Source organism: Streptomyces sp. Root1310 (assembly GCF_001426425.1).
Classification (GTDB): domain Bacteria; phylum Actinomycetota; class Actinomycetes; order Streptomycetales; family Streptomycetaceae; genus Streptomyces.
In genome coordinates this window covers 392,502-416,733 of record NZ_LMEQ01000033.1, presented here as the reverse complement: position 1 = coordinate 416,733, position 24,232 = coordinate 392,502, and the positions used below count along the sequence as shown (strand labels likewise).

Below are 24,232 nucleotides of genomic sequence, written 5' to 3'. Positions count from 1 at the left end.
CGCTGACATCGGGTCCCGCACGCGGACCCGGCACCCGGCCCCCGCCGCACACGCAAGCGCCCCCCACGCACCCGCCAGAGCCGACCTACCCTTGCTGCCTTCCGGCCCTGGGGGAGTTCAGTCAGATAGCGCCGCGTGAGGGGCTGCGCACAGGCTACAGGATCTGAGCGGGGGGAACGAGTTCGCGAGCACTCCTCAACGTCTTGTATTGTTTGCCGCGGAGGATTCGCCTAGTGGCCTAGGGCGCACGCTTGGAAAGCGTGTTGGGGGCAACCCCTCACGAGTTCGAATCTCGTATCCTCCGCCAGTGCCTCACCGGGCACGATGTCGAAGGGCCCCACCGTTCGCGGTGGGGCCCTTCGTCGTCGCCCGTCCCGGATGCCGTCCGCGCATGCCGTCCGCATGCCGTCCGCATCCCGTCCGTATCCCGGCCTCGGACGCCTGCCCGGCGTGCCGCACGCGCCTGCCGCACCCGCCTGCCCGCCGTCTCGTCCACCGATCCGGGAACATCCGGCGGGGTCGCCCCCGGCGCTGTGCGTCATGCTCATGATCCTGAGCCCGATCCTCGCGACCGGCTGACGTGGAGCGGGTTTCCGAAGGTAACGGTCTGTGGTGGGGTCCCGTGGGCGCTTCCGTGGGCTCATCGGCGAAGCACCAGGTCAGAGGCGCGCAGCCGCCCGTATTCCGGGCGAGGTGATGATCGCTGTCCGGGTCTGTGACGAACAGCGGGGAAAGACGGCCGCTACGACTGGCGCATGCAGGCCCATACTGGAGGCAATGACAAAGCCATCGGCACCGAAGCGCTACTTGCCCACCAGTCCCTTCAAGGCCCCGGCCGCGCCTTCCCCCAAGCACTTCGAGGTGGGCGACCAGGTCACGCACGACATGTACGGCCTCGGCCGCGTGATCGGCATCGAGGACGGAATCGCGGCCCTCGTGGATTTCGGTTCGGCGCAAATGCGGATCCTGAGCCCGTACACCAAGATGAGCAAGCTGTAGGACCGCTGTGCCCGGTCACGGCACGCCAGGTCCGTTCGCGGCCCTGTAACGAATGGGAGACCTCTCATCGACCCGACCTCGCTGTTCTCCGCTCCGGAAGGGGCGACTCGCTATGCCACCGCGGCATCGCCGCCTCCGACGACCAACCCCTTCCAGGCCCCGGACTTCGGGGAGGACGAGATCTTCCTGATCGAGGATGCGCAGGCACCCCTCTCCGGCACGGGTGCGGCTCGACGCCAGGCGAGCTAGCTCCGGCCGGTGACCGTGGCCCCGCAGCCGGCGGCCACGCGCCGTCCCGGTCCCGCGCGTGCCGAAGGGCCCCACCGTTCGCTGTGGGGCCCTTCGACATGTGCGGAGCCGGCGGGTCAGCGAGCCCCTTCGGCGAGCAGCGTCAGCTCGTCGAGGAACGCCTCCGCCAGCAGGCCGGCGTCCTCGCCGCCCGAGTTGGTGGCGACGCTCAGCGTGTGGCCCTTGGTGCAGCCGCCCAGCGCGAAGGTGGCCGTGCCGGCCGGGGGCACCATGGGGACGATGGTGAGGTGGCGCAGCGGTCGTCCGGCCAGGGTCTGGCCCCGCTCGCGCAGATGGACGTAGGAGCAGGCGGCCGGCGCGTACGCGGGCGCGAAGATCCTTCCGCCGGCCAGCGCCAGGGTCGCCCCGGGAACCGCCGCGAGCGTGCCCTCGACCAGCTTCTCGGCGGTGCGCCGGGGGCGGGTCACGGTGGTCAGCAGGCCGGTGCACGCGGTCAGTCGGGCCGTCGGGTCGGCGAGGGTCACCGGCGCGGGGACCCGGACGTTGGCGAACGCGTTGCCGAGGAACTCACCGCAGTCGTCGGGCCGTTCGTCGACCGGGACCGACAGCCACACCTGCCTCCCGTCCGGATCCCGGTCACCGCCGCCGGAAGCGGGGGCGCGGCCGGCGTCGGACGCGGAGGCGGAGTCCGAAGCCGAGAGGCAGGCGCGCAGGACTCCGGAGACGGTCGCCAGGAACACCTCGTTGGTGGTCGCCGGGCGGAGGGCGCCGGGCGCTCCCACGGAGACGGCCGAGCGCGCGGCCCGCAGGACGTCGGCGCGCAGCCGTACGACGGTGTACGCGGGCTCCCGCGGGCCCCGGTGCGGCAGCGGCACCGCACGGCCCGTGGTGAGCACACCCGGCGGGCCGCCCCCCGTGGGGCCGGGGCCGACCGTCCGTCGCCGGGGGCCGGGCACCGCCAGGGACGCGGCGCCGTCCAGCGGCCCGCCGTCGTCGAAGAGGGCGCGCAGCAGGGTCGTCAGGGAACGGCCGTCGAGCAGGCTGTGGTGCATCCGGAACAGCAGGGAGAACTCCCCCTCCGTCGCCCCGCGCAGCAGGTGGAGGCTCCAGGGCGGCCGGTCGGCCGGGAACGGGGTGTGGAACCACAGCCGGACCGCGTCGCGCAGGGTGAGGTCCGCGCTGTCGATCTGCCGGCCCAGGTCGTGGCCGTCCCGCCGCGCCCAGCGGTGCCGGCCGGTCCACCAGGCCAGGCCCGTCCGGGCAGCGCCGGGGGCGACCAGGGTCTGGGTCAGCCTGGGCAACGCCTTCCAGCGTTCCTCCACCAACGCCCGCAGCTCGTCCGGCGACGGTGGGGCGCCCGCGAGGTCCAGGGCGATCCCGGCGTTGGGCGGGCCGAACGGCCAGCGGGCCATCCCCTCTTCCATCAAGGGCAGATGCGATCCGGGCATGAGACTGCTCCTGTCGTGGGCCGTCCGTGCCGTGGGCCGGTCCTGTCGTGGGCCGGCTGCTGACGGACGACGTCCTGTACCCCCAACGGCCGATCGGACCGGCGGTCACGTCCGCCGCGTCACCGGGAGCCCCGCCAGGTACCTCTCAGGTGTTCCGCAGGTGTCAACGCGCGGCCGTGGAGGCTCCCTGATGGGGTGACACTGCCGCAGGTTTGCGGTCACGAACGGTGTCCGTGCGCCTTTAATCGGGACTCCGCGTCCGCCGTCGGGCGTCCCGTTCCCGAATCCCCCGCCCCGGCTCCGTGCCGGACAGGAGTTGTGTGTCGTGCCTGGTACTCATCCGAATCCCGCGCACATTCCCGCGCACATCGCCGTGTTCAACGTTCCGATGCACGGGCACGTCAATCCGACCCTGGGGGTCGTCGAGGAGCTCGTCCGGCGGGGGCACCGGGTCAGCTACGCCGTCACCGAGGACTTCGTGCACCAGGTGAAGGCGGCCGGTGCCGAGCCCGTGCTCTACCCGGACGCGGGGGACGGCTCGGACGCGCCGGAGGACATGGGCGAGGGGTTCGCGCGGGTGGTCGAGGTGGCGCTGGCGGCCCTGCCCGCGCTGACCCGGGCGTTCGGCAGGGACCGCCCGGACCTGGTGCTGTGCGACATCTACGCCTTCGCGGGCCTGCTGCTGGGGGCACGGTGGCAGGTGCCGACGGTCGTGGCGTCGCCCACCCACCTCGCCTACGACGGCATCGTCCCGGAGTTCTTCGGCGTGCCGGGCCTCCCGCAGCTGCCGGGCTTCGCGCGGCTGGCGGCCGCATTCGCCGACCACGGGGTCGAGGCCGCCCGGATCCAGGACCTCGTGCGGCCCGAACACGCCGTCGCGTTCTTCCCCCGGACCTTCCAGCGCAGGGCGGACACCGTCGCGGCACAGCGCGTCGCGTACGTCGGGCCGGCGCTCGGGGACCGCTCCTACCAGGGTTCCTGGCGGCCGCCGCGGCCCGATGTGCCCGTCCTGCTGGTCTCGCTGGGCTCCCAGTTCACCCGGCGGCCGGAGTTCTACCGGTCCTGCGTCCAGGCCTTCGCCGAGCTGCCCTGGCATGTGGTCATGTCCGTCGGCGCCGTCCCGCCGGACGGGCTGGGGCCGTTGCCCGCCAACGTCGAGGTCCATCCCCATGTGCCGCAGCTCGCCGTGCTCGCCCACGCGGACGCCTTCGTCACCCACGCCGGAATGGGCGGCACGATGGAGGCCCTGTACTACGGCGTGCCGCTGGTGGCGGTCCCGCAGATGGCCGAGCAGCGGGTCAACGCCGCCCGGATCGAACACCTCCGGCTCGGCGTCCACCTGCCGCGCGAGAGCGTCACCCCCGAGGCGTTGCGGGAGGCCGTCCTGCGGGTCTCGTCCGACCGGGACATCCGCGCGGGCGTGTCCGCCATGCGCCGGGAGATCGCGGCGGCCGGCGGTGCGGCAGCCGCCGCCGACCTGATCGAGCGGGCCCTGTAGCCCCGCAGTCCCCGCAGCCCCGGCACCGGTACCGGTATCGGCACCGGTAGCGCGTACCGGTCGGGAGGCCGGGGCCCCTGTTCCGATGTTCCGAGGAGTGACACCTTGACCCTGACCCACGACCTGGCGTCCGACGTCCGCCGCACCGGCACCGGCCGCCCGCCCCTCGAGGTGCCGGACTGCCGGCCGCACCTCTATCTCCGCCAGGTACGCATGAGCGACCTGGACTCCATGAACCATGTGAACAACGTCCGGCTGCTGGAGATGATCCAGGACGCCCACATCGACATGTTCTATCTGCGCCCCGGACTGCCGGGACAGGAGATCCGCCCGAGGTTCGTCTACGCACGCCACGAACTCGACTACACGGAACCCCTCGTCCTGCAGCCGGAGCCGGTCACCATCACCACGACCATCGGTGACCTGCGCCGCTCGACCTTCCGCGTCACCAGCCGCGTCACCCGCGACGCCCGGGTGTTCTGCACCTGCGTGAGCACGGCCGTCGCCTACGACCCGGACGCCCGGTGCTCCCGTCGGCTCGAGGAGGCGGAACGTGCCCTCGCGGCCCGGCACGCCACTCCCGACCCGGCACGCTGACCGGCCGCCCCGCCGGGGGCGGCCGCTGTCTCAGCGCACGATCTCCACCGACTCGGACTCGCTCACCTGGTCGGTCTCCGACACCCGTACCGTCACCTTCATCTCCCAGGTCCCGGGCAGCGGCAGGTTGACCGTGTCGGCGGCCCAGTAGCCGCCCCGGTCGGTGACCTTGGCGTCGAGGGGGCCGATGTCCTGGCCGGGCAGGCTGAAGGAGATACGCAGCTCGGGGATGCTGACGAAGCCGCCGTCGGGGCCGTAGACCACGGCCTGGAGGCCGTTGTCGCCGACCCGGCCCGGATCGAGGGTGACCTGCACCTTCCCGCTGACACCGCGGACGCCGGGGGCGCCGGAGCCGATGGTGAACGGGATGTCGGTCACGGAGGCCACGGGCAGCCCGGCGGACTGTTCCGCCGTCGCCGCCTCGGCCGCCGCCCGGCCCGGCAGGGTGCCCGTCAGGACGGTAGTGAAGACGAGGACGACGACGGAGACGACGACCTCGGCCAGCACGGAGCGGCGCAGCGCCCGGCGCTGGGCGTCCTCGGCCGGGGTGAGGGCCGCAGCGGCCGGCGGCCGGGGCTTCCCGGGGAGCGGCGGGCCACCCGCCGGGACGTCGGCCGTACCGGCCACCCGGCCGTCCGTCAGGCCGTCCGCCGCGCCTTCGGCCCGGCCGCCCACCGGTTCCGGTACCAGCGCCTCCCGTGTCTCCCTCGTCTCCCGCGTCTCGGCAGCCTCCACCGTCACGTTCCTCGCCGTCCTTTCCCTTGTCACCGTCCGCCGCGACCGGGCCCCCGCCAGCAGCAGGAGCGTCACCGCGAGCAGCTTGGCCAGCAGGACCCGCCCGTAGGTCGTGTCCGTCAGCGCGGACACCGAGCCGAGGCCACGCCAGGACTGGTAGACGCCCGTCACCACCAGGACGGTCACCGAGAGGCCCGCCAGCCGCGAGAAGCGGCCGACCACGCGCGACGGGACGGACGCGCGGTAGAACAGGGTGAGCAGGGCCGCCAAGCCGCCCAGCCACACCGCCATCGCCAGCAGGTGCAGCACGGTGGACGTCATCGCCGCCGGAACCTGGATACCGGCCGACGCGTGTTCGGCGCCGGCCCAGGTCAGGGCCAGGCCCGCGGCCAGCGTGGCGCCGGTCAGCAGCGCCGCGCGGGACGGCCGCCGCCCGGCGCCGAGCGCCTTCCGCTGCCACAGCAGCAGGGCCGCGGCCGCCGCGAGCAGCGCGAGGCGCGCCACCAGGGCCACTCCCGGCCGGGTGCCCAGGGTGCGGGTCAGACCCGACGGGTCCAGGGCCTGCGCGGGGCCGGTGCCGGTCTCGTAGGGGCCGCGCAGCAGCAACAGGAACACCGTCGATCCGGCGAGCGCCCACCAGCCGGCCACCAGCAGCCTGCGCAGCGGCCGGACGTCCGGCGGGCGGCAGACGGCGATGAAGGCGGCCGTGCCGATGAGGAGCGCCGCGGCGAGGTACGCGAGGTAGCGGCCGATGTTGAACAGGCCTCCGGTGGCCGGGTTCTCCACGGAGGTACCGGGCAGGGCCGGCGGGGTCGCGGACGGTGTGCCCACCGAGAAGGTGAAGGCACCGGCGATCGGGTGGCTGTCCGCCGACACCACGCGCCAGGCCACCGTGAACGTGCCGGTGCCGAGCTTCGCGGGGAGCTTGATCCGCGCGGTGTCGGCGCGGCCGTCCGCGTGGCCCGCCTCGCCCGTGTCGACCCGCCGGTTGTCGGGGTCGAAGACGCGGAAGGAGTCGTCGAGCAGCCCTACGGACTCGGTGAAGGTGAGGGTGATGGCGTCGGGGGCCGTCCTGACGACGCTTCCGTCGGCGGGATCGGCGCTGCGGAGGGCCGCGTGCGCCGAGGCCGGGCCGCCGCCGAGGAGGAGCAGGACCAGCACGGTGCCCAGCAGCACCAGCCCTTGAAGTCCCCCGCGGCCGCCGCCGTGTCCCCGGCCGCCGTGTCCCGCGCCGCCGTACCGCCCACCACCGTGTCGTCCGCCATCTCGCCCTTCGCTCACGTCACCGCTCCGCCTTGCCTGGGACTCGAGACTCGTGTGCTCGGGGATACGTACGCATGCACGGGACATCCGGTTCACCACGTCGGGCGGGCCGACACCCCGCCGTCCACCACCAGGTCGTGTCCGGTGATCCAGGACGCGAGCGGCGAGGCCAGGAAGACGCAGGCGTCGCCGACGTCCTCCGGGCGGCCCAGCCGGCCGACCGCGACCGCCTTCCGCCACCGCCGCACCCCCTCGGGCCACGCGTCGGCCAGCCCCTCCCGGTCGATCAGCCCGGGCGAGACCGTGTTCACGCGGACGCCGTACGCCCCGTACTCCTGTGCCGCCGCCCGGGCGTGCAGCACGACGGCCGCCTTGGAGGCGGCGTAATGGGCGTGCCCGGGCGCCGGCGCCGCCGCCTCGACGGAGGCGATGTGCGTGATGCTGCCCCCGCGCCCCCGCATCACCTCCGCAGCCGCCTGCGTGCAGGCGAACACGCTGGTCAGGTTGGTGTCGACGACCGCACGCCAGTCGGCCGCCGACATCCCGGGCAGGTCCTGCACCGGCTGTACGCCCGCGTTGTTCACCAGCGCGTCGAGCCGCCCGCCGCCCCACTCGGCGGCCCGGGCCACCACCCTTCGGCACTCGTCCTCGACGGTCAGGTCGGCGCCGGCCAGGACGACGGCCCGTGCGCCGACCTCGTCGGCGATCCTCTCGGCGAGCGCGTGGGCCGCCTCGGTGCCCGTACGGCAGTGCAGCGCCACCGCCGCGCCCTCCTGGGCGAACCGCAGCGCGATGCCGCGCCCGATACCGCCGCCCGCACCCGTGATCAGGGCCACCCGGCCCGCCAGCAACGTCATGGACGGCACAGTTCCGCGATGAGGGCGGCCCGGTCCGGGTGCCGCGCCGTGAGGTCGGCCGCGTCGCCGTGTTCGTAGTCCCCGTAGGTGAAGCCGGGGGCCATCGTGCAGCCGAAGAGGGTCCAGGCGCCCCCGGCGGCCACCCGCGCGCCCATCCAGGTGCGCGCGGGCACGGTGAGCTGCGGCTGCTGCCCGCCGAGGACGTCCGGGCCGAGCACCTCCGTACGGGAGGTGCCGTCGGGGGCGAGCAGCAGCAGCGTGAGCGGGTCGCCGAGGTAGTGGTGCCAGACCTCGTCGGTGGGCAGGCGGTGCAGGGCCGAGAAGTCGTCGGCGGTGAGCAGCGCGACGATCGCGGAGCCGGCGGGGCGGCCGTCCGGCCCCTCCGGACCCGCCCAGGTACGGCGGAACAGGCCGCCCTCGCGGGGGATCGGCTCCAGTCCGTAGTGCGCGACGAGGTCTTCGGGGGTGGGGGGTGAGGTCACCCGGGGAACGCTACCTCCCGGCGCAGAAAGGCCAGCTGCGCCTTCTTCTCCGGCAGGTACACGTCCGGCAGGTCGATCTCCGGCAGCGTGACGACCGGCCCCCGTTCGAAGCCCTGCCGGAGGAAACGGGCGACCGCCTTCTCGTTGCGCACATCGGGGTCCACCACGACACGCGTCCGGTCCAGTCCGACCAGCACGTACGAGGCGAACGCACCCATCAGCGCCGCCGACCAGCCCGGACGTGCCCCGCGCCCGCCGGGGGGTGCGATGAGCACATGGACGCCGATGTCCCCGGGCTCGACCGGGTAGCACTCGCCGACCCGGTCCTCGGTCGGCTCGTAGGTCTGCAGGAGGGCGACCGGTTCGCCGTCCAGCTCGGTCAGGAAGGCGTGATGGGTGTCGAGGCCGGACATGTGGGCGTAGGTCTCGGCGACCTGGTCCCGCGTCAGGCCGTTCATGCCCCAGAACGCGGCCCGCTCCTCGCTCACCCATCCGTGGACGACGTCCGCGTCGCCCTCGGCGTCGAGCGGCCGGATGCCGACGGTCCCGAACCCGTCGACCACCTGCTCGTGCACGTAGGCATCCCGGACGTACCGGCCGTCCTGGCGGTCACTCATCGTCGCTCTCCTTCGTCAGTCGTGCCCAGTCGGTGACGACCGGGGCCAGTTCGCCCTTGAGCCACAGGGGGAGCTGGTCGTGGTGGTGGGGGTGGTCGGGGAGGCCGGACGCGCCGTACGGGACGACCCACAGGCTGTCCTCGCGGCGGGCCAGGTCCCACACGTACCGGGCGGCCGGGCCGCGCGCGGCGAGGTCGGTCCAGCCGGGCACGGCCGAGGTGCACAGCACGCAGTCGTGGTCGCCGGCGAGGGCCGGGGCCTGCCGGCCGGGGTCGGGCAGCGCCTGCCAGGGGGCCAGGCGGTGGGTGTCGCCCCAGCGGGCGGTTGGCAGGCCGGCGACCTCCTCGACGGCCTCCCGTAGGAGTGCCGTCCGGTCGATGCCGTACAGCTCCTCGGCGCGCAGGAGGTGTTCGAGGGCGAAGCCGATGCGCGGGAGGAGGGCCAGCCAGGGGAGGAAGACCTCCGGGTAGGCGGGCGGTGTCGTGAGGGCCGCGAAGGCCGGGTGGGCGGCGAGCCGGCGGACCAGGGCGCTGCGCAGGGCCGCGAACCGTGCCGCGTCCTGGCTGTCGGCGTCCATCCGGCGGTCCCAGCTCAGCAGGCGGTCGCGGAGCTCGGCGGCGGGTCCCGTCAGGTCGTCGAGGGCGGCCAGCCGGTCCAGCAGGGGCGCGGCGGAGGCCAGATGGGTGTCCGTGTGGATGGCCGGCATGTCGGACGCGGACCACCGCCGGCGCTCCGCCAGCAGCGCCCGGATGCGGTCGGCGCGGTGCGGCGGGGCGAACTCGACGCCCAGCCCCGCGGCGGGGCCCCGCTGGTTGGCCATCACCGCGACGCCGTCGGCCAGTCCCGCGCGGGGCATCTCGTGCCAGCCGGTCCACTCGTGACCGGGTTCCCAGGCGGGCACCAGCCGGGTGCCGTTCGCCCCGGCGCGCAGCGGCACACGGCCCGCGACCCGGTGCAGCAGGCCGCCCTCGGTGTCGGCGGCCTGGACGACGTTGACGGGCTCGACCCAGAGGTCGAAGGCGCGGTCCACGTCGGCGACCCGGCGGGCCCGCAGCAGCGGGAGGAGTGCCCGAAAGCCCAGGTCGGCGGTGACGCGGGGCGGGTGGCGCAGGGTCAGCGCGAGCGGGGTGCCGTCGTCGAGGCCTTCCGGGCCGCCCGCGATCACCGGGCCCCGCTCGGTCTCCAGCACCTCCACCTCGACGCTCTCCTCGCCCGCCACCCGTACGAGTTCGGTGTGCCGGGCGACCCGCCGCCAGGTGCCGTCCGGGCCGAGCGCCTCGACGCCCGCGCCGGTGCGGCGCAGCCGTTCGCGGTAGAGGTCCTGGTAGTCGGCCATGGCGTTGGTGATGGCCCAGGCGACCGTGCCGGTGTGGCCGAAGTGGGCGATGCCGGGGACACCCGGGACGGCGAGCCCGACGACGTCGAACTCGTCGCAGGCCAGGCGGATCTGCTGGTAGACGCCGGGGTCCTCGATGAAGCGGTGCGGGTCGCCGGCGATGACCGCGTGCCCGGTGACCGTCCGCGCCCCCTCCACCAGCCAGCCGTTGCTGCCGGAGCTGCCGGGCCCGTCGGTGGCGAACAGCCCGACCGCCTCGGGGCCTAGGTGCCGGGCGGCCTCCTCGCGCCACAGCTTGGCGGGAAACCCGGCGAACAGGATGTGCGTGGCCAGCCAGACGGCGAGCGGGGTCCAGGGTTCCCAGCGGCCGGGCGCGAGGCCGACCCGGGCGAACTCGGGGGCTTCGCCGGCGGCCAGCCCCTCGTTGACGCCGTCGACGTAGGCCCGGACCCAGTCGGCCGTCTCCGGGTCCTGTCCCGCGAGTTCGTCGAAGCAGCGTCTCGCCGTGTCGTCGAGGCGGGCGCGGCGTACGAACCGGTCCCAGGGGAGGGCCTCGGAGCCGAGGAAGGACGCCGAGGTACCGCGCGCCCTGTGCCGTTCGACCTCCAGTTGCCAGGCGCGGTCGCGGGCGGTGACCGATCCCTGGAGGCGGGCGAGGGCGAGCGCGCTGTCGGCACGCAGATGCGGGACGCCCCAGGCGTCACGGTAGATCTCGGTGGTCACCCTCTGGCCCCTTTTTGCTTTAGGTTAGGCTTGCCTAAGTAGGTTGTGCCGAAATCGTACGCGAGGGGTGGAGAGGGCATGGCGCAGGGGCGGGGCTGGGAGGGCACGGTCCTCAGACTGATGCGTGCGAAGGACTTCACGCTCACGGTCACGGGCGTGGAGGAGGTCACCGGCGAATACCGCAGGCTGCTCCTCTCGGACGGCGGGCTGCTCGCCGCCACCGGTGTCCACCCGACGATCTGGATCCGGCTCTGGTTCGAGAACGCGGGCCGGCCGCACCAGCGGGCCTACACCCTGGTCGACCCCGACCCGGCGGCCGGCACCCTCGCCCTGGAGTTCGCGCTGCACGAGGGCGCGGCCAGCGACTGGGCGCGGGCGGCGAAGCCCGGCGACACCATCGAGGCGACCGTCCAGGGCACCGGCTTCGAACGGCCCGCCCCGGCCCCCTCGCACGTCCTCGTGATCGGCGACCCGGCCTCCCTGCCCGCCATCAACTCCCTGCTCGGCGACGGCGAAGAGGCTCTCGGCTCCGCCCCGGCGACCGTCTGGTTCGAGGGCTCGCCCGACGCCGCGCACGGCCTCCCCTTCCGGACCGACCCCGCCCGCCACGAGATACGGCACGTGCCCCGGGTGGACTCGGGAGCCCATCTCCTCGAGCGCGTGAAGGCCGAACTGCCCGCCCTGCTGACGGCCACCCCCGACCCCTACGTCTGGATCGCCTGCGACACCCGCACCACCCGGACGCTGTCGGCCTATCTGCGCAAGGAGCTGGGCCTCCCCAAGGAGCGGCTGCACGCGCTGGGGTACTGGCGCGCGAGCTGACGGCCCAGGCGGGATCATCGACGCATGGACGTCACCCTTCACCTCGCCCAGGACCCCGAGGCCGACGAGCTCCTCGGGCGGTCCCCGCTCGCCGCGCTGGTCGGGATGCTGCTGGACCAGCAGGTTCCGATGGAGTGGGCGTTCAAGGGCCCCCGGACGATCGCCGACCGGCTCGGCGCCGACGACCTGGACGCGCACGACATCGCCGCCCAGGACCCGGAGGCCTTCGCCGCGCTGCTCTCCGAGAAGCCGGCCGTGCACCGCTACCCCGGGTCCATGGCCAAGCGCGTCCAGCAGCTCTGCCAGTACCTCGTCGAGCACTACGACGGGGACGCCGGCGCCGTCTGGAAGGACGCGGAAACCGGCGAGGAGCTGCTCGCGCGGCTCCGGGAACTGCCGGGCTTCGGCAGCCAGAAGGCGCAGATCTTCCTCGCGCTGCTGGGCAAGCAACTCGGCGTGCGGCCCACGGGCTGGCGGGAGGCGGCCGGTGCCTACGGCGAACCGAAGTCCTTCCGGTCCGTCGCCGACATCACCGGCCCGGAATCCCTGACGAAGGTCCGGGCACACAAGCAGGAGATGAAGGCGGCGGCCAAGGCGGAGAAGGCCGAGAAGGCCGAGAAGGCGAGGGGAGCGGACGGGGCCGCGAAGCGGTAGGGGTAAGTCGGGTGGCCCGCCCGGGTGGCGGGCCACCGCCACCCGGTCTCAGCCTGGGACATGACCGAGCCACCGACCGGCTCCTCCTGGGGCCCGGAGTACGACGACCGCAAGGTCCACAGCCGCCGCCCCGCGCACGAGCAGCGACACGACCACGAGCCCGAGCCGCCCTTCGAGGGCCCCCTGCACGCCCTCTCCCGGGCCGCCTGGCAGATCGTGCTGCTCACCGGCGTCGTCTCCCTGATCCTCGGCATCCTGGTGCTGGTCTGGCCGGGCGCCTCGCTCTTCGCCGCCGGCATCCTCTTCGGCCTCTATCTGGTGATCAGCGGGATCTTCCAGCTGGCGTCGGCCTTCGGCACCCACAAGGCCACCTCGCTGCGCGTCCTCGCCTTCTTCAGCGGCGCGCTGTCGCTCGTGCTGGGCCTGTTCTGCTTCCGCGGCCCGATGCAGTCGACCCTGCTGCTCGCGCTGTGGATCGGCATCGGCTGGCTGATCCGGGGTGTCACCCAGATCCTGGCCGCCGCCCACGACGGCACCGTGCCCGCCCGCGGCTGGCAGATCTTCCTCGGGATCGTCACCTTCGTCGCCGGGATCGTCCTGATCGACGCCCCCTTCGAGTCGGTAGGCGTCCTCACCTTCGTCGTCGGTGTCTGGCTGGTGGCGGTCGGCGCCGTCGAGATCGTCACCGCGCTGCGCATCCGGAGCCGGGCCCGCCAGGTGCCGCACACCGTGTGAGCCGGTTGTCCGCCGAACGGGCGGATCCGAGCCCCGGCATGCTGAACCCAGGGCGTGTCGCGGGGAGATGACCTCTCATGAGCCCCGCAGCACGCCTCCCCCGCAGCCGGACCTGGCTGCGGACGCTCGTGCTGCTGCTCGCCCTCCTGGTGCCGGGCGCGGCCGCCGAGGTGTCGGCGGCACCCGTCGCCGCCGAGATCGCCGCGATCGCCGAGTACGACGTCGTCGACACGGCGCTGCGACCGGCCCCCCGCGCGCCGCGCCCCGCCGCCCCGCCGCGCCCCGCGGCTCTCCCGGCCCCGGCGCCCGGTGTCCCCGCGGACCGGCCGCGCCCCGCGCCGTCCCGGCCCTCGTACGCCCTGCACGCCCTGCGCACCGTGGTCCTGCGCTGCTGACGGACGCCGTTCCCAGGCCCGTCGGCGATCACGCTCACGCAAGGAACATGCGAGGGAAAGAGTCATGCCCACAGATCCGTACGCGATCCTGCGCGCCCTGCTGCGCGCGGAAGCCGCGCGCAGCACACAGAAACCGCAGGTGAAGGAAGCGAAGCCGCAGCGGTCCCCGGAGCACCGGGACCGCTGACCGGTCGGCGGAGGCGGGACCACCGCCTCCGCCGGGCCGTGCCGGGCCCGTCCCTCGCGAGTCCTGCGTCGCCCGCGGTGACTCCGGTCGCCCGGCGGGCCGGGCCGCCGGTTCCTCGAACGCGGATTCTCTGTCCACAGCCTGTGCATACCGCTCGCGCAGCGGGGACTCCCGCACCGCCCGGCCGAGGACGGGGTCACCGACCGGCCCCATCAGCGACTCGGGGGCACGCAGCCGGTCGCGGCCACCGGCGTCGGGGCGCCCGCTCACCGAGGACGGTCACAACGGCCTCGCCGGTACCGAGCCCGGTGGCGGCTCCTCCAGGTCGTCGTAGGAGGAGTCCGGGAACGTCCTCACCGTGGCCTTGAGAGCCTCCTGGGCGTCCGGCGTGAAGGCCCGCAGGGCGTGCTGGACCCGGTTGCCGAGCCGGGCCAGGACGTCACCGGGCACATCCTTCGCGGTCTGCGTGACGAAGAACACGCCGACCCCTTTCGAGCGAATCAGCCGGACGGTCCGCGTCGTGGAGTCGAGGAACGCCTTCGAGGCGTCGTAGAAGAGCAGGTGCGCCTCGTCGAAGAAGAAGAAGAAAAAGACGACGACGACGAGCCTGGGCCTGTCGGCGTCGCCGATCTCGGCGGGCCGTGGAAGAGATCGGCCGGCGGCCACATCAGGAACGTCGAGAAGAATCCCGCAGCGGGATGCCGTGGCCGAGGCCGCCGAGGGCGTAGAACTCGGCCGGAAAGCCGGTCGCCGTCCATTTCCGGCCGACTTCCGCCGCCCGCCCCCGCACCAGGCCGTTCGCCGCGCCCGGCGCCGAGATTCCGGACGGATCGGCCTCGACGTCGGCGAGGAAGACCGGCACGCCCTGCGCCGCGAGCCGCTCGGCGATCAGCCGGAGTGTCCTGGTCTTCCCGGTGCCGGTGGCGCCCGCGACCGGTCCGTGCCTGTTCAGCATGGGAAGGGGGATGCGCACGGGGGCCCCGGGCAGACACCTCCCGTCCCACAGGAGCGCGCCCAGGTCGAGGGCGGGCCCGCCGAAGGCCTACCCGGCGGCGATGTCAGCGGCGCTCGTCGGCTCACTCATCGACAGACCCTCGTTCCGTTTTACCCCCGTTCCTCACATCTTTTCCAGCGCCGCACTCCGTCTCCATGGCTGCGCCCGGAACGTCTGGACCGGTAGGCTTTCCGTGTGATCTTCAAGCGCATCGGAAACGGCCGGCCGTACCCCGACCACGGCCGGGAAAGCACCCGGCAGTGGGCGGACGTCGCGCCGCGCCCGGTCCGCCTCGATCAGCTGGTGACCACCAAGCAGCAGCTCGACCTGGAAACCCTGCTCGCGGAGGACTCCACGTTCTACGGCGACCTCTTCGCGCACGTCGTGAAGTGGCAGGGCGACCTGTACCTGGAGGACGGGCTGCACCGCGCGGTGCGGGCGGCACTCCAGCAGCGACAGGTACTGCACGCGCGCGTGCTCGAGCTGGACTGACCCCGGCCAGGAGCCCCACCCGCAGCCCCGTCAGGACCCCCGCCCCGGCTCCGGCCGACCCTTCGGGTTGACCCTTTCGGGTGCTTTCCCGCGCCTCGAGCGGTGTCAGATGATCGTTTATTCGTCACGGCCGCCCGGGCGCACTACGCTGCGCCCATGAGCATGCTGACTCCCCCCGGCATGGGCGGCAAGTACCGGATCACGGGGGACAAATACCCCCGCATGCGCCCCCACCGACGACGCGGCAGGCTGGTCGTGGTGGTCGTCGCCTGCGGCGCCGTGCTCGGCGTGGCCGGCTGGGGCACCCTCCAGCTCATCGACGTCTTCACGGGCGGTGGGGGTACGGCCACGGCCGCCGGAGTCGGCTGCTCGACGAAGGCGACCAAGGCGAGCCCCGCGGCCTCCGCGTCAGCCGCCGCAGCCGTGGCCGGCACGGCGCCCAAGCCCGCGCAGATCACCGTGAACGTCTTCAACGCGACCACCCGCAGCGGCCTCGCCAAGACCACAGCGGACGAGCTGAAGAAACGCGGCTTCAAGATCGGCGAGGTGGGCAACGCCACCAAGCAGTACGACAAGAAGGTCACCGGCACCGGGATACTGCTCGGCCCCGCGTCCTCGCTGAACACCTCGCTGCCGGTGCTCGCCACCCAGCTCACCACCGCCGAACGCCGCACCGACGCGGCCCGCGCGGGCACGGCCATCGACCTGATCATCGGCAACCAGTTCAAGGCGCTGACCAGCCCGACGGCCTCGGTCAAGGCGCTGTCGGCCCTGGCCGCGCCGCAGCCGACGGCGTCCACGAAAAAGGGCTGCTAGCAGCAGCCCTTCCCGCAACACCCGCCCCGCCCCGCCCGCCGCCGCCTGTCCGAGCCCGATGTTCCGGCCTGCTCGGGAGGTCCGGAGGTCCGGAGGTCGGGCGGTCCGGGAGGGGCGGTCGAAGAGGTCGGGCGGTCGGCCTATTCGGCCGCGCCGTACAGCCGGTCGCCCGCGTCGCCCAGGCCCGGGACGATGTAGCCGTGCTCGTTCAGGTGGTCGTCGACCGCCGCCGTGACGACGGTGACCGGGGTGCCCGCGAGCTCGCGCTCCATGAGCTCGACACCCTCCGGGGCCGCGAGCAGCACCACGGCCGTCACGTCGTCGGCGCCGCGCCGGATCAGCTCGCGGATCGCGGCGACCAGCGTGCCGCCGGTGGCCAGCATCGGGTCCAGTACGTACACCTGGCGGCCGAGGAGGTTCTCCGGCATACGCGTGGCGTACGTGGACGCCTCGAGCGTCTCCTCGTTGCGGATCATGCCCATGAAGCCGACCTCAGCGGTCGGCAGCAGCCGCATCATGCCGTCCAGCATGCCGAGCCCCGCGCGCAGGATCGGCACGACCAGCGGGCGCGGGTGGGAGAGCTTCACGCCGGTGGTCGGGGAGACCGGCGTCTTGATGTCGACCTGCTCGGTGCGCACATCACGCGTGGCCTCGTAGGCGAGCAGGGTGACCAGTTCGTCGGCCAGCCGGCGGAAGGTCGCGGAGTCCGTGCGCTGGTCGCGCAGCGTGGTGAGCTTGTGGGCGACCAGAGGGTGGTCGACGACGTGGAGACGCATGTCCACAACAGTAACCGGGCCGAACCCGCCCGGCGTCCCCACTCTCAGTGAACCTCTCCGCCTCGGCTTGCCCTCAGGTTGGGCCGTTGGCTGGCGTCAAACCGCCCGTCAGAGGGAAAGTGGGAGAAACGTAAGGAGACGGAGCGGGGTACCCGGAGTGGTGTGCTGATGCCTGAGCTGCCCAACCTGCCCGACAACGACTCGCCGGACAAGGCGCGGCCGGACGAGACCGACGCCGAGCGACGCCGGCGCCGCGCCCGGTTTCTGCGCGAGCTGGCCGAGGCCCGCGAACTGCGCGACCGGGTCCAGCCGCGCCGTGCCAAGACCGCCCGGCTGCGCCACGCGATGCGCATGCGCACCTTCCGCTGGTAGCCGCAGCCGTACGGGACTTGGGGCATACGGGGAAGATCGCCACCGTCACGGGTGTCGCGTGGGGCGGGCGTGCGTGGGCGCGAGGCAAAGCCGCGTACGATCCGCTGGTGGCGGCAACGAGAGCACTGGTGAGTCGCTCGACGGATGCCTCATGGACGTGCTCATGGACGTACTCGTGGGCGTGCGATCAAAACCACCGGACACAGGGAGCCGAAGATGTCCCCTGGAGGCCTTGTTTCTGCCACGATTCCGAGTGGGTGGGGCTCGGAGCCTGAGCTCTCTCCGCCCGCAACCTCCGCCGGGGGGACCCCCAACCGGCACGCCTAAGACCAGTGGGAGAGTCACGGTGTACTTCGCCGCACTGCTCGCGCGCACCGAAGACGGGTGGGAAGCGAGCGACACAGAGCTCGACGATGTGGAGACCCTGTCGGATCTGGCCGACCTGGCCCGGGAAGCCTCTCCCGACGACGACACGGTTCTCGTGCTGATCGAGCAGGAGGACTCCTGGTTCGGGGTCGTCCGCATCGACGGCGAGGAGGACCCTCGCATCTTCGTCTCCGACGCCGCCGCCGCCGCCCGCAGCTCGTACGGGGAGATCCTGCTCACCGACGAACTGCTCGGAAGGGACCCGGGTGACGACGACGACCTGGACGCCCTCGACCTCGACGGCACCGAGGACGGTGAGAACGAGGACGAGGCCGACGACACCGAGGACGAGGGTGCCGTCGGCCTCGTGAACGGCAGCTCGGCCGAGGCCGTGCCGCACGGCCCGGTCGGCGACGCCGGCATCCTCGACGACCTCGGCGTCGGAGAGAAGGAGCTGAGGTCGCTGTCCTCGGACGCGGTCACCGAGATCGCCGACGCCCTGGGCGCCTCGGAGGTTCTGGAGACCGTCCGCTGACCGCACCGCGAACGGCGCCGGATCCCGTACGCGACCGGTGGCGGGCCGCGATGCGGCTGGCCCTGGACGAGGCACGGCTGGCCGCCCGGGACGGAGACGTCCCGGTCGGCGCCGTCGTGCTGGCTCCGGACGGTACGACGGTCCTCGCCAGGGGCCACAACGAACGGGAGGCCGGCGGCGATCCGACGGCCCACGCGGAGGTGCTCGCCGTCCGGCGGGCGGCCGCCGCGCTGGGCGAGTGGCGGCTGTCCGGCTGCACGCTCGTCGTGACCCTCGAACCGTGCACGATGTGCGCGGGCGCGCTCGTGCAGTCCCGGGTGGACCGGGTCGTCTACGGCGCCCGTGACGACAAGGCGGGCGCGGTCGGCTCCCTCTGGGACGTCGTCCGCGACCGACGGCTCAACCACCGTCCCGAGGTCGTCGAAGGCGTCCTCGCCGAGGAGTGCGCGGGACTCCTCACGGAGTTCTTCCGCGACCGCTGACCACCCCCGAATACCGATTTCAAACCAGGGCCCGCCTTGCTGTAAGGTCTCCCTCGGTAGCGTGTCCGAGCGGCCGAAGGAGCTCGCCTCGAAAGCGAGTGTGGCGCAAGTCACCGAGGGTTCAAATCCCTCCGCTACCGCTTCTGGACGAAGGGTCCGGCTCTGTGAGTCGGGCCCTTCGTCGTGTCTCCGGGCTTTCGCGCGGCTCGGGGTGCTTGCCCAGGTGGAGCCATGCGAGGCCGCCGACGACCGGGGCGCTGAGCAGGAAGAGCAGCCAGAGCGGCTTCGGCACGTACCGGACGCGCTCCGCGGGGGTGCGGACGCAGTCAAGCAACGCCCCCACGCACAACAGGGTCACGAGGACCATCGGGGCGATGGTCAGCGGTTCCAGCAGTCCCAGCATTTTCCTCCCCTTCCCTTCTTCACTCCGCCCGGCACGTACCGGTGTTCACCCCCTCATCGGACGAGGACCCCCGAACGGTTCACGAACCGCCGTGGACACTCAAAAGCGGTGTGAAAATCGCACTTCCGGTTACACTCGCCGCCGTCAACGAGGCCCGGGTGGGCTCATACAGGGGAGGCCAGGTGGCGGTGAACGCCAAGAAGATCGCCGTCTACGTACTCGTGGTCTTCGTGCTCTACGTGATCATCACGGACCCGGCGAAGGCGGCGGACTACGTCCAGATAGGCTTCCAGGGCATATCGGACGCCGCCAAGGCCATCGGGGACTTCTTCACCTGGCTGGCCGACGGGGCCGAGTAGCTCGCACTGGGAGTGCCCATGATCCGCCACCTGGTCCTTTTCAAGCTCAACGAGGGCGTCGAGCGCGACGACCCCCGGGTCGTGCAGGGCGAAGCGGCCTTCCGCGCGCTCGGCGGCCGGATCGAGGAGCTGCGCTTCTGGGAGCTGGGCTGGAACATCAGCGACCGGCCCATCGCCTACGACTTCGCCATCAACTCGGCGGTCGAGGACGCGGACGCGCTGAAGCGGTACATCGAGCACCCGGCCCACCAGGAGGGCGTCGCCCTGTGGCGCGAGTTCGCCACCTGGGTGGTCGCCGACTACGAGTTCTGAGCCGCCCTTCCCGGCGTTCCTCGCGCCGCCCTTTCGTCAGTTCGGAGCCCTCCGCGGGAACAGCGGGGGGCTTTCGCACGCCGGGCATCAGGGTGCACGGCTCAACTTCTCCCTCAACACGGCGTTATGGGGTGCTTGCACACAGTGCACATGTCTTGTGATGCTATGACCGCTTTTGACGGATGAGTTGACCGATGTTGACCTGACGAAGAGGTGGCGTTGACCGTGTCGGCCAGTACTGCGCCGCCTCAGGAAGAGGCACCCCCGGCACCCGCCCCCGCGCCCGCCCTGGAAGCCGTCCCGCAGGCCCCTACGGCAGCCCGTGCGGAAGCTCCTGCGGCAGCCCCCACGGACGCCCCCACGGAGCCCGTCGAGCCGCCCGAGCGGCGCCGGGGCGCCGACACCCGGGCGCTGACCCAGCTGCTCTTCGGCGAGCTCAAGGAGCTCCAGCCGGGCACGCCGGAGCACAACCGGGTGCGCGGGGCGCTCATCGAGGCCAACCTCCCGCTCGTGCGCTACGCGGCCGCCCGCTTCCGCTCCCGCAACGAACCGATGGAGGACGTCGTCCAGGTCGGCACCATCGGCCTGATCAACGCCATCGACCGCTTCGACCCGGAGCGGGGCGTGCAGTTCCCGACGTTCGCCATGCCGACGGTCATCGGCGAGATCAAGCGGTACTTCCGCGACAACGTCCGCACGGTCCACGTACCGCGCCGGCTGCACGAACTGTGGGTGCAGGTCAACAGCGCGACCGAGGACCTGACGACCGCCTTCGGCCGTACTCCCACGACGGCCGAGATCGCCGAGCGGCTGCGCATCGGCGAGGACGAGGTGCTGTCCTGCATCGAGGCGGGCCGCTCGTACCACGCCACCTCGCTCGAGGCGGCCCAGGAGGGCGACGGCCTGCCGGGCCTGCTGGACCGCCTCGGCTACGAGGACCCGGCGCTGGACGGCGTGGAGCACCGCGACCTCGTGCGCCACCTCCTGGTCCAACTCCCCGAGCGTGAGCAGCGCATCCTCCTCCTGCGCTACTACAGCAACCTCACGCAGTCCCAGATCAGTGCGGAACTCGGCGTCTCCCAGATGCACGTGTCCCGGCTACTCGCGCGTAGCTTCCAGCGGCTTCGCTCGGCGAACCGCATCGAGGCGTGACGCGGGACCCGAAGGACACGTCACTCGATCAGGGCTCGGAAGCATGAGCGAGACGTCACCGCCGAGAGCGAATCGCTCACCCGACCCCTTCCCGGCGTATCTGCTCTGAAATGCCGTCAGACCCCCTCTTTCCAGGGCTGATTCGTCACTCACATGTCGACATGTCACTACAGCGTGTTGCCGACATGTGACATTCTGCCGGAAGCGCGTTTGCCGGGGCTTCGGCTCCGGTATTCAGGTGAAGGCTGACGTTCCTCAAGCGGGAATGTTCGCCGCGACCGTCCCGCGACCCAAAGGGGGTGGCATGTCCGCAGATCAGGGCAGCTCCGAGGTGCTCACGCTCACAAAGAGCGAGTCCGCGCCAAGCGCGCCCGTCGAGCCCGCCGTGCTCGACGTGCTCGACGACGTCACGGCCCCCGAGGCCGCTCCGGCCCCGGTACTCACGACAGGGGCCATCGACACCCGCACCCTGTCCCGCTCCCTGTTCCTGCGACTGGCCACCCTCGCCGAGGACAGCCCCGAGCGCATGTACGTCCGGGACACCCTCATCGAGCTCAACCTCCCCCTCGTGCGTTACGCGGCGGCACGCTTCCGCTCCCGCAACGAACCGATGGAGGACATCGTCCAGGTCGGCACCATCGGCCTGATCAAGGCGATCGACCGCTTCGACTGCGAACGGGGCGTGGAGTTCCCGACGTTCGCCATGCCGACGGTCGTGGGCGAGATCAAGCGCTTCTTCCGCGACACCTCGTGGTCGGTGCGCGTCCCGCGCCGCCTGCAGGAGCTGCGCCTGGCCCTCACCAAGGCCAGCGACGAGCTCTCCCAGAAGCTGGACCGCTCGCCGACGGTCGCCGAACTCGCCGCGGTGCTGGGCGTGTCCGAGGAGGACGTCGTCGACGGCCTCGCGGTCGGCAACGCCTACACGGCCTCCTCGCTGGACTCCCCGGCCCCGGAGGACGACGGCGGCGAGGGCTCCCTGGCCGACCGCCTCGGCTACGAGGACACGGCCCTGGAGGGCGTCGAGTACCGCGAGTCGCTGAAGCCGCTGCTGGCCAAGCTCCCGCCCCGCGAGCGCCGCATCATCATGCTGCGCTTCTTCGCCAACATGACCCAGTCCCAGATCGGCGAGGAGGTCGGCATCTCCCAGATGCACGTCTCCCGCCTGCTGACCCGGACCCTGGCGCAGCTGCGCGAGGGCCTGATCTCCGACTAGCCGGACTCGACCCGGGGACTTCCCTCCTGACGGAGCGTCAGCGACACTGGCGCGATGCGAAGTCCGACATGGGATCCGACACGGGCACGTGGCCGCCGGGGCGCCTTATGGGGCGCGTCGGCGGCCGCCGTCGTGATGGCGGCCGGCATGCTGGCCGCCTGCGGGGGAGACGGGCACACGGGCGGCTACGTCGCGGTCGGCGGAGCGGGCGACACGGCGTTCCCGGACCAGCGGACGGGCGGCTCGGCGGATCCGACGGGCGGAGTACGGCTCGTCCCGCTGGACGACGAGAGCGGGTCCCCGGCGGGGCGGGCCGGTCCGGGGGCCACGGCGGGAGGGACACCCGGCCAGGGGCCGGAGGGCACCGCGGGAGGCGGCGCCGGGTCCGGCGCCCCACCGACCGCCTCCCCTGACGTCACGGGTGCCCCTGACGTCCCGGGCGCCTCAGGCTCCCCGGGCGGCTCCCCGGGTGCCGGAGGCGGCTCGGGGGGCGCGGAGGGCGGCTCCGGGGGCAGTACGTCACCGGGCACGCCCTCACCCACGCCCACGGCCCCGCAGAGCACCCCGCCCGCGGGACCGGCCTCGCTGGTCGTGAGCGCTCCCGTCCGCGCGGGCACGGATCAGCGGTGGTGCGAGGACGTGACCCTCACCTTCCGCAACTCCGGCGGCACCGCGGTGCGTTCCGGCACGGTCACCTTCGGGACCCATGTCATCGACGCGATCGGCATCGACTGGGCGACCCGCGAGTCGACGGCCGCGCTCCCGACGCCGATCGCCGCGGGGGCGCGCAGGGAGAAGACCTGGACCGTCTGCGTCGACGCGTGGCGCGTACCGCTGGGCATGCGCATCGAGACGCGGGACGTCTCGGTCCGGTGGGAGTGAGCGGGCGGCGCCGGACACACGAAGAGACGGGGGCGTGCGCGCCGACCCCGCTGTGACGCACCGCGGTCGACGCGCTCGCTCATCCCGTCATCCCGCCACCCTGTCCGGGTGCCGGCCGGCGGTTACTTGAGCGCCAGCCAGGCGACCGCCGCGACGATCACGACCGCGGCGACGATGCCGACGATCAGGCCGATGCGGGGCCCGGACTGGGTGGGGGCCGGCTGGGCGGCGCGGGGGGCGCCGTCGTCGACGAACGCGCGGAACATCTGGGTGCTGCCGGCGGGGTCGTGGTTGCCCTGGGGGCCCTGCGTGTTAGCCATGGGCCGAGACACTAGCGAAAACGCGCGGGGCGGCCCAAGTGGGGGTGGGAAGTCCGGACGACCGGAACCCCCCGGCCCTGCCCGGCCACTTGGACACCCGGGACACTCCCGGCGCTCGCGCCGACCACATCACCCGGCATCCGCCGAGCACCGCCGAGCACCGCCGGGAACCGCGCCGGGGACCGCGGAGCACTGCGCCGAGCACCGCCGGGGACCGCGGAGCACCGCGCCGAGCACCGCCGGTCGGACGTGTGCACCCACCTGGGAGACGGCCCAAACAGAATCACCCCGCACCTGGGAGACGGCCCAACACAATCGCCGGGCCCCCGGAACCAGCCGGACCGAATCACCCCACTCCGGGAGGCGGCTCGGCCCGCGCCAGCCACCCCCGCCGCCGAGCCGCCGCTGCGGACGCCCGCCGCCGGGCACCCTCTGCCAAGCCCCGCTACGGCACCCGCCCCGACCACCGCGCGACCTCTCCGGATCGGGCACCCGCACCGCCCCCACCTGGACATTTACCGTCGCAATACTTGCCTTTGCCAACTTTTTGCGGGCCTCACGGCGGTTTTATTTGCCTGTAGCAACCAACCGCTCCTATGGTTGCCCTAAGCAACAAACTGGGAGGTGTGATGGCAGGGCAGGCGCAGTACGAGGAGCTGGCGCGTCAGCTCAGTGCCGTCGGGGCGGTGAAGCGCGACCTCGGGCGGATTCTGCCGCCCGACTGTTCCGCGGGCTCGGCCGGCGTACTGGCGCTCCTCGGCCGCCACGGCGACATGCGCATGAGCGCTCTCTCCGAGCTGCTCGCCGTCGACATGTCCGTGACCAGCCGACATGCCGCGCACCTGGCCGACCGGGGCTGGATCGAACGCTCCCCCGACCCGGCGGACAAGCGCTCCCGCATCCTGCACCTCACGCCCGAGGGCCACGCGATGCTCGTCGAACTGTCCCGCCGGAGCACCGAGCTGCTGGCGGAACGGCTCGGCGACTGGACCGACGCCGAGGTCGGCCGGCTGATCGCCCTGCTGACCCGGCTGCGCGCCAGCTTCGGCGACTGCCGGACGGTCACGCACCGGCCGCCGGCGCCGCCCGTGCCACCGCCTCCCGTTCCCGTAAGCGAACAGACACAGACCACCCGTACACCCGCACAAGCAACATAGGAAA

The 24,232-nt window shown here is 72.8% G+C and carries 29 protein-coding genes, 2 tRNA genes, 1 other RNA gene and 1 pseudogene; 21 read left to right on the top strand and 12 right to left on the bottom strand.

Annotated features, from left to right (window positions below):
- Positions 1–49: 49 nt before the first annotated feature.
- Positions 50–148: signal recognition particle sRNA small type (gene ffs / locus ASD48_RS41405), an RNA gene on the bottom strand.
- A 71-nt stretch (positions 149–219) separates the two neighbouring features.
- On the opposite strand from ffs, the gene ASD48_RS38080 reads away from it, so the two are divergent.
- Together ASD48_RS38080 and ASD48_RS38075 are read left to right on the top strand one after the other, a co-directional pair.
- Positions 220–307 (top strand) — tRNA-Ser (locus ASD48_RS38080).
- A 470-nt stretch (positions 308–777) separates the two neighbouring features.
- Positions 778–999: a hypothetical protein gene (locus tag ASD48_RS38075; RefSeq protein WP_028807083.1), complete on the top strand. Its 222-nt coding sequence runs from the start codon at positions 778–780 to the stop codon at positions 997–999.
- 365 nt (positions 1,000–1,364) lie between these two features.
- Here the strand turns inward: ASD48_RS38075 and ASD48_RS38070 are convergent, their stop codons facing one another.
- Entirely contained in the window at positions 1,365–2,696 is a 1,332-nt protein-coding gene (locus ASD48_RS38070) for a wax ester/triacylglycerol synthase domain-containing protein (protein ID WP_079074226.1), read from the bottom strand.
- 325 nt (positions 2,697–3,021) lie between these two features.
- On the opposite strand from ASD48_RS38070, the gene ASD48_RS38065 reads away from it, so the two are divergent.
- Both ASD48_RS38065 and ASD48_RS38060 read left to right on the top strand, forming a co-directional pair.
- On the top strand, positions 3,022–4,194 hold the full coding sequence (locus tag ASD48_RS38065) for a macrolide family glycosyltransferase (protein WP_063887542.1): 1,173 nt from the start codon (positions 3,022–3,024) through the stop codon (positions 4,192–4,194).
- Between the two features lie 105 nt (positions 4,195–4,299).
- Positions 4,300–4,791: a thioesterase family protein gene (locus ASD48_RS38060; RefSeq protein ID WP_057606429.1), complete on the top strand. Its 492-nt coding sequence runs from the start codon at positions 4,300–4,302 to the stop codon at positions 4,789–4,791.
- Positions 4,792–4,821: 30 nt separating this feature from the next.
- Here the strand turns inward: ASD48_RS38060 and ASD48_RS38055 are convergent, their stop codons facing one another.
- The 5 genes from ASD48_RS38055 to ASD48_RS38035 form a co-directional block, all read right to left on the bottom strand.
- Entirely contained in the window at positions 4,822–6,702 is a 1,881-nt protein-coding gene (locus ASD48_RS38055) for a copper resistance protein CopC (RefSeq protein ID WP_057606428.1), read from the bottom strand.
- A 179-nt stretch (positions 6,703–6,881) separates the two neighbouring features.
- Complete coding sequence (locus ASD48_RS38050) at positions 6,882–7,646, bottom strand: SDR family oxidoreductase (RefSeq protein ID WP_107104498.1); 765 nt, start codon at positions 7,644–7,646, stop codon at positions 6,882–6,884.
- The gene (locus tag ASD48_RS38045; protein ID WP_057606426.1) at positions 7,643–8,128 is read right to left on the bottom strand and encodes a cupin domain-containing protein; all 486 of its coding nucleotides are present in this window, start codon (positions 8,126–8,128) and stop codon (positions 7,643–7,645) included. The genes ASD48_RS38050 and ASD48_RS38045 overlap by 4 nt, the downstream gene beginning before the upstream one ends.
- Positions 8,125–8,745, bottom strand: a complete 621-nt coding sequence (locus ASD48_RS38040) for a GNAT family N-acetyltransferase (RefSeq protein WP_057606425.1) — start codon at positions 8,743–8,745, stop codon at positions 8,125–8,127. Before ASD48_RS38040 ends, ASD48_RS38045 begins: the two co-directional genes overlap by 4 nt.
- Positions 8,738–10,804 carry a penicillin acylase family protein gene (locus ASD48_RS38035; protein WP_057606424.1) on the bottom strand — a complete coding sequence of 689 codons (2,067 nt, stop codon included), beginning with the start codon at positions 10,802–10,804 and terminating at the stop codon, positions 8,738–8,740. The genes ASD48_RS38040 and ASD48_RS38035 overlap by 8 nt, the downstream gene beginning before the upstream one ends.
- A gap of 78 nt (positions 10,805–10,882) precedes the next feature.
- On the opposite strand from ASD48_RS38035, the gene ASD48_RS38030 reads away from it, so the two are divergent.
- The 5 genes from ASD48_RS38030 (at position 10,883) to ASD48_RS46090 (ending at position 13,597) form a co-directional block, all read left to right on the top strand.
- Positions 10,883–11,626 carry a siderophore-interacting protein gene (locus tag ASD48_RS38030; RefSeq protein WP_057606423.1) on the top strand — a complete coding sequence of 248 codons (744 nt, stop codon included), beginning with the start codon at positions 10,883–10,885 and terminating at the stop codon, positions 11,624–11,626.
- Positions 11,627–11,650: 24 nt separating this feature from the next.
- Complete coding sequence (locus ASD48_RS38025) at positions 11,651–12,280, top strand: HhH-GPD-type base excision DNA repair protein (protein ID WP_057606422.1); 630 nt, start codon at positions 11,651–11,653, stop codon at positions 12,278–12,280.
- 60 nt (positions 12,281–12,340) lie between these two features.
- Positions 12,341–13,015, top strand: a complete 675-nt coding sequence (locus ASD48_RS38020; protein WP_057606421.1) for an HdeD family acid-resistance protein — start codon at positions 12,341–12,343, stop codon at positions 13,013–13,015.
- A gap of 77 nt (positions 13,016–13,092) precedes the next feature.
- Positions 13,093–13,410 (top strand): hypothetical protein, encoded by a 318-nt coding sequence (locus ASD48_RS44960; protein ID WP_057606420.1) that lies wholly within the window; start codon positions 13,093–13,095, stop codon positions 13,408–13,410.
- A 64-nt stretch (positions 13,411–13,474) separates the two neighbouring features.
- The gene (locus tag ASD48_RS46090; RefSeq protein ID WP_282438425.1) at positions 13,475–13,597 is read left to right on the top strand and encodes a hypothetical protein; all 123 of its coding nucleotides are present in this window, start codon (positions 13,475–13,477) and stop codon (positions 13,595–13,597) included.
- Positions 13,598–13,714: 117 nt separating this feature from the next.
- On the opposite strand, the pseudogene ASD48_RS45860 reads toward ASD48_RS46090, so the two are convergent.
- Together ASD48_RS45860 and ASD48_RS45855 are read right to left on the bottom strand one after the other, a co-directional pair.
- Positions 13,715–14,263 (bottom strand): annotated as a pseudogene (locus ASD48_RS45860) (helicase HerA-like domain-containing protein); the annotation flags it as partial.
- A 1-nt stretch (position 14,264) separates the two neighbouring features.
- Complete coding sequence (locus tag ASD48_RS45855) at positions 14,265–14,552, bottom strand: helicase HerA-like domain-containing protein (protein ID WP_057606418.1); 288 nt, start codon at positions 14,550–14,552, stop codon at positions 14,265–14,267.
- Between the two features lie 234 nt (positions 14,553–14,786).
- Here ASD48_RS45855 and ASD48_RS38000 point away from each other — a divergent pair, with 234 nt between their 5' ends.
- Both ASD48_RS38000 and ASD48_RS37995 read left to right on the top strand, forming a co-directional pair.
- Positions 14,787–15,083, top strand: coding sequence for a type II toxin-antitoxin system VapB family antitoxin (locus ASD48_RS38000; protein ID WP_004943146.1), 297 nt, complete (start codon positions 14,787–14,789; stop codon positions 15,081–15,083).
- 156 nt (positions 15,084–15,239) lie between these two features.
- Complete coding sequence (locus ASD48_RS37995; protein WP_242432850.1) at positions 15,240–15,899, top strand: LytR C-terminal domain-containing protein; 660 nt, start codon at positions 15,240–15,242, stop codon at positions 15,897–15,899.
- A gap of 140 nt (positions 15,900–16,039) precedes the next feature.
- On the opposite strand, the gene upp is transcribed toward ASD48_RS37995, so the two are convergent.
- On the bottom strand, positions 16,040–16,675 hold the full coding sequence (gene upp / locus ASD48_RS37990) for a uracil phosphoribosyltransferase (protein ID WP_057606533.1): 636 nt from the start codon (positions 16,673–16,675) through the stop codon (positions 16,040–16,042).
- Between the two features lie 168 nt (positions 16,676–16,843).
- On the opposite strand from upp, the gene ASD48_RS37985 reads away from it, so the two are divergent.
- The 4 genes from ASD48_RS37985 to ASD48_RS37970 all read left to right on the top strand — a co-directional run bounded on the left by ASD48_RS37985 (position 16,844) and on the right by ASD48_RS37970 (position 18,570).
- On the top strand, positions 16,844–17,047 hold the full coding sequence (locus tag ASD48_RS37985; RefSeq protein WP_079074236.1) for a hypothetical protein: 204 nt from the start codon (positions 16,844–16,846) through the stop codon (positions 17,045–17,047).
- 346 nt (positions 17,048–17,393) lie between these two features.
- Positions 17,394–17,948 carry a hypothetical protein gene (locus tag ASD48_RS37980; RefSeq protein WP_057606416.1) on the top strand — a complete coding sequence of 185 codons (555 nt, stop codon included), beginning with the start codon at positions 17,394–17,396 and terminating at the stop codon, positions 17,946–17,948.
- A gap of 50 nt (positions 17,949–17,998) precedes the next feature.
- Positions 17,999–18,430 carry a tRNA adenosine(34) deaminase TadA gene (gene tadA, locus ASD48_RS37975; protein WP_054242215.1) on the top strand — a complete coding sequence of 144 codons (432 nt, stop codon included), beginning with the start codon at positions 17,999–18,001 and terminating at the stop codon, positions 18,428–18,430.
- A gap of 55 nt (positions 18,431–18,485) precedes the next feature.
- Positions 18,486–18,570: transfer RNA gene (locus tag ASD48_RS37970), tRNA-Ser, on the top strand.
- Here the strand turns inward: ASD48_RS37970 and ASD48_RS41400 are convergent.
- Entirely contained in the window at positions 18,552–18,833 is a 282-nt protein-coding gene (locus ASD48_RS41400; protein ID WP_079074225.1) for a PLD nuclease N-terminal domain-containing protein, read from the bottom strand. The two genes, ASD48_RS37970 and ASD48_RS41400, sit on opposite strands and share 19 nt — an antisense overlap.
- A 182-nt stretch (positions 18,834–19,015) precedes the next feature.
- Between ASD48_RS41400 and ASD48_RS44955 the strand changes: the two genes are divergently transcribed.
- The 5 genes from ASD48_RS44955 (at position 19,016) to ASD48_RS37950 (ending at position 22,751) form a co-directional block, all read left to right on the top strand.
- Complete coding sequence (locus ASD48_RS44955) at positions 19,016–19,192, top strand: hypothetical protein (RefSeq protein WP_199876160.1); 177 nt, start codon at positions 19,016–19,018, stop codon at positions 19,190–19,192.
- Positions 19,193–19,210: 18 nt separating this feature from the next.
- Entirely contained in the window at positions 19,211–19,504 is a 294-nt protein-coding gene (locus ASD48_RS37965; protein WP_057606415.1) for a Dabb family protein, read from the top strand.
- 219 nt (positions 19,505–19,723) lie between these two features.
- The gene (locus ASD48_RS37960; protein WP_057606414.1) at positions 19,724–20,656 is read left to right on the top strand and encodes an RNA polymerase sigma factor SigF; all 933 of its coding nucleotides are present in this window, start codon (positions 19,724–19,726) and stop codon (positions 20,654–20,656) included.
- A 304-nt stretch (positions 20,657–20,960) separates the two neighbouring features.
- Complete coding sequence (locus ASD48_RS37955) at positions 20,961–21,869, top strand: RNA polymerase sigma factor SigF (RefSeq protein WP_020131315.1); 909 nt, start codon at positions 20,961–20,963, stop codon at positions 21,867–21,869.
- A 147-nt stretch (positions 21,870–22,016) separates the two neighbouring features.
- Positions 22,017–22,751: a hypothetical protein gene (locus ASD48_RS37950; protein ID WP_242432849.1), complete on the top strand. Its 735-nt coding sequence runs from the start codon at positions 22,017–22,019 to the stop codon at positions 22,749–22,751.
- A gap of 122 nt (positions 22,752–22,873) precedes the next feature.
- On the opposite strand, the gene ASD48_RS37945 is transcribed toward ASD48_RS37950, so the two are convergent.
- Positions 22,874–23,071: a hypothetical protein gene (locus tag ASD48_RS37945; RefSeq protein WP_054242212.1), complete on the bottom strand. Its 198-nt coding sequence runs from the start codon at positions 23,069–23,071 to the stop codon at positions 22,874–22,876.
- Positions 23,072–23,700: 629 nt separating this feature from the next.
- Between ASD48_RS37945 and ASD48_RS37940 the strand changes: the two genes are divergently transcribed.
- Positions 23,701–24,228 (top strand): MarR family transcriptional regulator, encoded by a 528-nt coding sequence (locus ASD48_RS37940; RefSeq protein ID WP_057606412.1) that lies wholly within the window; start codon positions 23,701–23,703, stop codon positions 24,226–24,228.
- Positions 24,229–24,232: the final 4 nt, after the last annotated feature.